This window comes from Alkalibacterium sp. s-m-28 (assembly GCF_054658175.1).
In genome coordinates this window covers 1-485 of sequence record NZ_BAAGIQ010000266.1, presented here as the reverse complement: position 1 = coordinate 485, position 485 = coordinate 1, and the positions used below count along the sequence as shown (strand labels likewise).

1 protein-coding gene is annotated in these 485 nt (G+C 41.6%); it reads left to right on the top strand.

Annotated elements, in window-relative coordinates:
- On the top strand, positions 1 to 485 hold a 485-nt coding region (locus ACYQ4S_RS12270), incomplete at both ends, for a reverse transcriptase domain-containing protein (RefSeq protein ID WP_459771449.1).

Below are 485 nucleotides of genomic sequence, written 5' to 3'. Positions count from 1 at the left end.
CGATTTGAAACAATGCTTTGATACACTCAATCATGATAAGCTGATGTATTACCTCGAACAGTATATACAGGATAAGATGATTCTGAAAATTATCCGTAAGTTCTTACAGAGCGGTGTCATAGATCTGTCTGGCGAATTCGTAGAAAGTAAAACAGGCGCACCACAAGGTGGCGTAATTTCGCCCCTACTCAGTAATGTGTACTTACATGAACTGGATAAAGAAATGGAACAGCGAGGACACCAGTTTGTCCGTTTCGCTGATGACTTCGTCATCTTCGTAAAATCAAAACGAGCCGGTGAACGGGTGCTACAAAGTATTACTCGCTTCATTGAAAAAGACCTGAAATTAACTGTCAACCAGGATAAAAGTAAAGTGGGTTCCCCAACACGTTTAAAGTTCTTGGGTTGTCTGATAACCACAGTGAATGGGGTCTGTCGTTACAGACCTTCGAAAGAAGCCAAAGCGAAATTCATGCGTACCTTGA